Raw genomic sequence first — 5,692 nt, forward strand, 5'->3', positions numbered from 1 at the left:
GCCGCTCTTGATGTTGTATTGTTGTAAGAGATATGCTGCCAGGTGATCAGAGCTGCCATCGAGTGCTTTATAGGAGATATTCCCATCCTCCCAGAGAAGCGCCTTTGCTTGAGGATTATGTGCAGCCTGTTCGCGGAACAACTTAACCACAGGTTGATATCCGCTATAAAGTTCCGGTACAGTATTAAACTTATTGAGCAGCAACTGTTTTCCTGGGGCATCAATGTGATCCGCCTGGTAAATGGGATGCTCCGGCGAGGTAACAATATGTTCCAATATACTACAGAACATTGCCACCAGTTGTTTAGCATCAAGTTCTGCTTTCAGTTTACGGGTCAGCCTTACAGTAAGCACATAATTGCCGCCGGTCCGGTTGATCATAAAGTCAAGGAAAGTATTGGTCAGGTCAACACCTCCCGCAACATTGAGACCAGGAAGGGGTGAAGTCTGCTCTGCCGCAATCGCTTCTTCTTTTACAGCTCCGAAAATATGGAAGTCAACAAAATCGAATAGTACATCAAAGAAGGGATTTCCAGCTTCCTGTTGTTTGTTGTGTATCCTGGCTATCTCGAACATGCTGAGCCTTTCCCTGTCCTTGAGCGTGACCAGTTGCTGATGAACGGCAGCGATCAGTTCTGCCCCTGTTTGCCGCTCGTCTACGTGGATGTTGAAAGGAATGGTGTTCAGGAAGCAGCCCAGTAGCTTATCACTATCCTCGCTGTTTGGCCGCATATTGGTAACCAGCCCCGTGAGTATATCCGCATTGTAGTTGAGGACTTTGAGCAGGTAGAGGTAGGCGCTCAGTGATATTTCTTTAACGCTGACGCCCAGGTTAGCTGCGCATGCTTCCAGTTTATACAACAGTGTTTTATCCAGCCGGTGGTGCAACAACTGCAAGTCTTGTTCCTGTGTAAATATATCGAGCCTGTTGAAGCCGGATATTTGTTGCTTCCAGAAGCTGCGGGTAGCTTCATCTCTTTTATCCAGCTCATGTTGTACGATGAAGTCTTTGTACGATATTTTGAGTGGTTCAGGAGTAAATTTGCTGTCTGTTGCCAGGGCGAGATAAAGGTTATTGAGCTCTGTCATGAAGAATGCATCGCTCCATCCATCAATGATAGCATGATGGCACTGGAATACAAATACCATTTCACCGTTACCGAAGTTGAAAGCAGCCATACGCCATAGGGGCGCCTGGCTAACATCGAACGTTTTTTTCATTTCTTCAGTCAGAAAACGGCGAACCTGATCTTCCTGTTTAACCCTTTCGAGGGTAGATAAGTCCTGGTAAACCAGGTCTATTGTTACCTTTTTGTACACGATCTGCACTTCCCTCTCAAAATCACTGAGGTTAAAGCCTGTTCTGAGAATGGGGTGCTTTGTTGAAAGCAGTTCAAGCGCCAGCTGGAACCTGTTGATATCAAATCCGGGGAACAGCCGCTGGTGCACCATCTGATCGTGATACATACCACTGTCCTGGTGGACCATGGCACTAAAAACCATCCCTTTCTCAATATCGCTCATAGGGTATATGTCTTCTATGTTCGCGGTATTGCTAAGCGTGGAAAGGATCTTTTCTTTTAGGGCCTCGATCTCCACCCTGATCCCGGCTTCTTTTTGCTGTCTTTCTATTTGCTGCTGCAGCCTGTCGTCTTTATGGAGGATTGTGTTTGAAAGTAAGGCTTGAATAGTAGGATATTTGTATACATCAGACACCGGGATATCCAGGTGGGCCGTTTTTCTGAAGGCCGCCAACATCCGCAGTATTTTGATGGAGTCTCCGCCAAGGTCAAAGAAATTATCCCTGGTGCCTACTCTTTTCCTGCCTAATATCTCCTGCCAGATGTCCGCCAGTTGCTGTTCGGTGTCATTGGCCGGAGCAACATAGGTGTCATCAGCAAGATTGGATCCGGCAGGGTGGGGCAGCATGCTTTTATCAATCTTTCCATTGGTGGTTAAAGGAAGCGTATCCAATTGCAGGAAATGTGCCGGAAGCATATGCGCAGGAAGCTGCCTGGCAAGATGATCCCGTATATCGGCAGTTGCAAGTTGTGGGCTGCCTACCAGGTAAGCAGCCAGTTCTTTTTCCCCATCTTTGCTGGTGACAGCGCTTACCACCGCGTTTGTTATATCCGGATGTGACAGCAGGGCATTTTCGACTTCGCCGGGCTCGATACGATATCCTCTGATTTTTAGTTGCTCATCCTTCCTGCCTATGTATTGTATCTCACCTTGTGGCAGCCATCTTCCCAGGTCACCGGTCCTGTACATAAGGCTGCCAGGCCTGTAAGGATTAGGGATGAACTTCTGCGCAGTAAGCTCGGGGTTATTGAGATATTGCTTAGCTAGGCCTGCGCCTGTGATGCATATCTCTCCTGTTACACCGATAGGACAAAGCTGTCCAGCCTCGCCAAGGATGAATATCTCTGTTGCCGTAATGGGCTTACCGATCAGTATCTGTGCATCATCTTCCTGCAACTCTTTTACGATGCATCCTACTGTAGCTTCAGTAGGCCCGTATTCGTTATATACTGCCATATCTGGATTCAGCGACTTCAATATGCGCACCTGTTCCTTCGTCACTTGTTCGCCACCCAGGATGGCTGTTTTAATACCCGTGCTGTCCAGTTCCAGCTGGGCAATGAGATTTACATGGGAAGGTGTGATCTTCAGTGCATTAATACCACTCTCTGGACTACAGCAGTGCTGCAATATGCTTTGTATATCCCTGTGTTGTTCATAGATGAACAGTTCACCACCCGATGTAAGCGGACAGAAAATGGAGGTGATAGACAGGTCAAATGCAATAGAGGTGAACCAGCCAAATGTTGGTGGTGTGCCCTGTCCGAAGTAGTAACTATTTGCCCACCTGGTATAGTGGGAGAGGTTGCCGTTAGTTATAGCACATCCTTTAGGCTGGCCGGTAGATCCGGAAGTATAGATCACATAGGCCAGCGCATCAGCCGGAAATTCACTAGGCAGACTAACATCATCAACCGCTGCTAATCCTTCCAGTTGTGCATCAATAGCAAAGAGCGGCCCCTGGTAATAATCAATATCAAATATGTAATCAGTCTGAGTGATGATCAGCTGTACAGCAGCATCTTCAACAATAAATTGTTTGCGTGCAGGCGGGTAAGCCGGATCAATGGGTACAAATGCAGCTCCTGCTTTCAGGATAGCCAGTAGGGTGATGATCAGCTTGTCGGAACGATCCATCATCACTGCTATCCGGTCACCTATCTGGATATTGTATTGTTGTAAGAGATGAGCAGCCAGATGATCAGATGATTTATCCAGCCTGTTGTAGGATTGCATATTATCGTCCCATAACAAGGCCGGATTTTCACCCAACCGTTTTGCCTGTTCCCTGAAAGTCAATACCACAGGCTGATAACCGGCAAAATGTTCAGGAGTAGTGTTGAAGTCCCTGAGCAGCATCTGGCGTTCTCTGTTGCTGATATATTCCAGCCGGCTGATAGCTTGTTGCTGGTTGTCAACAACCGCCGCTATCACCCCTTCCAGGTGGCTGAACATACGCTCAATGGTTGCTGCTTCAAATAAGTCGGTATTATATTCCAACAGCAGGTGCAGCCCATCCGGCAAGTCGATGAACATAAATGTAAGATCAAACTTGCTCACCGGCTGAGTGTTGTTGCCAAAGGAGCTGATCCTGAGTTGCATATTGTCTAGTTCCTGCTCCGCATTCTGAGCACTTGACCTGTTGTCATGATAATCTATCAGCACATCGAACAGCGGACTGCGACTCATATCCCTATGCAGTTGCAGGTCTTCGATCAGCTGATCAAAGGGATATACCTCGTGCTCATAAGCCTCCAGGGTGATCTGTTTAGCCTGTAGCAGCAGATCAGTAAAGGAGGACTGTTCGTCAAAACGTAACCTCAGGGCAAGGGTATTAAGATAGCAGCCGATCTGGTCACTGAGGTCTGCATGCTGCCTGCCTGCAACCGGACTCCCAACAATAATGTCTTGCTGGCGGCTGTATTGATGCAGCAGCGCCGTTACGGAAGCCAGTAAACCCATAAACAGGGTTGCGTCCTGCTGGCGGCATAGTCCTCTGAGACCATCTGTAAGATGACCGGAAACAGGTTTACTGATATTGCTGCCACGATAGTTTTTTACAGCAGGCCTGCTGTTATCTAACGGTAACTCAATTACCGGTAACTGACCCTGTAATTGATGCAGCCAGTATTTTTTATGTAAGTTTAATGTATCACCTTCCAGTTGTTGCTGCTGCCAGCAGGCGTAGTCTTTATATTGGATGCCAAGTGGGAGGAGGGGGGCTTGTTCTCCCTTGCGGCAGGTACTGTACGACTGGAGCAGCTCGCGGATCAGTATTTCCATTGACCATCCGTCGCTACAGATATGGTGCATCACATAGGTGAAAATCCAGCGGCTAGCTGCAACCTGGTATAAGGCTGCCCGGATCAGTGGGCCTTTGGTAAGATCAAACACCTGCTGCAAATCCTGTTGTATATACCGATGCACTGTTTCTTCAGGTTCCTGTTGCAGATCCTTACACGCAACCTGGAAAGCAGTGGCAGCGATATCAGCAGGCAGGATAATCTGCCTGGGCGTTCCCTCTTCATTTTGATGAAACACGGTGCGGAGACTCTCGTGCCGCTGTATCAAATTCTTGAATGCCGCAGAAAGCGCAGCAGTATCCAATTCACCTTCAAAGATGTACACACCCGGCATATTGTAGGCTACGCTGCCTTGTTCAAACTGGCTGAGCACCCAGAGCCGCCGCTGGGAAGACGAAAGCGGATAATCTGGCTGTTTAGCTGCTTTAGGTATAGCCGTTGTTAGGTGATCTGCGGCGGTTGCAGATCGTAAGTATATTAACAGCGAATCTTTATTTTCCTTTATCTTCCGGATGATCTCTGGCGTAATGTTCTCTTCCGATCCCCATATTCTGAGATCGTTTCCCTGTGCTTGTATGTTGATATTCAGCTTGATCAGCTCGTCAATAATTTGCGCAAGTTTTTTCATATTGTAACTGTTAGCTTTTCATTCATGTCTGATATATCCAGTTGTTGATTTCCTATATCTATCCACTTTCTTCTGATTATTTCGCGGGCAATGAATTCGATGGTAGCATTGCTGAATACTGTGTCCATTCTGAGCTCAACCTTAAATTCATTTCTGATCCGGGAAAGAATTCTAATAGCCGTTAAACTATGGCCGCCGAGGTCAAAGAAATTGTCTTTAATGCCGATCTTATCTTTACCAAGGACTTCCTGCCATATATTTACCAGCTGTTGTTCAGTATCATTGGTGGGAGCGATATAGGTTTCATTAAAAAGATTACCGCCTGGTGCTGGAAGCCTTCTTTTGTCAATCTTACCATTGGCAGTTAAGGGAAGGGCGTCAAGCTGTATATAGTGCGCTGGCAGCATGTAAGGGGGGAGAAGGCCTGTAAGCTGGTTGCGCAGGTCTGTAATTTGCAGTAACGGATCGGCAACTACATATGCTACGAGCTCTTTTTCACCGGTTGTACTACTGCTGGCATTCACCACTGCTGCTGTTATACCGGGAAGTGTCAGCAATGCATTTTCAATTTCTCCGGGTTCAATGCGGTAACCCCTGATCTTCAATTGTTCATCCTTCCTGCCGATGTATTGTATCTCACCTTGTGGCAGCCATCTTCCCAGATCACCCGTCCGGTACA

The 5,692-nt window shown here is 47.3% G+C and carries 2 protein-coding genes; both read right to left on the reverse strand.

Annotated features, from left to right (window positions below):
- Window positions 1-5,013: non-ribosomal peptide synthetase (locus Q0577_RS00460; protein ID WP_298731698.1), on the reverse strand; the 5,013-nt coding region annotated here is incomplete at its 3' end.
- Window positions 5,010-5,692, reverse strand: a 683-nt coding sequence (locus Q0577_RS00465) for a phosphopantetheine-binding protein (RefSeq protein ID WP_298731700.1), incomplete at its 5' end; no start/stop codon positions are given. The genes Q0577_RS00460 and Q0577_RS00465, both read right to left, overlap by 4 nt.

This window comes from uncultured Chitinophaga sp. (genome assembly GCF_937898475.1).
In the GTDB taxonomy this organism is placed as follows: Bacteria; Bacteroidota; Bacteroidia; order Chitinophagales; family Chitinophagaceae; genus Chitinophaga.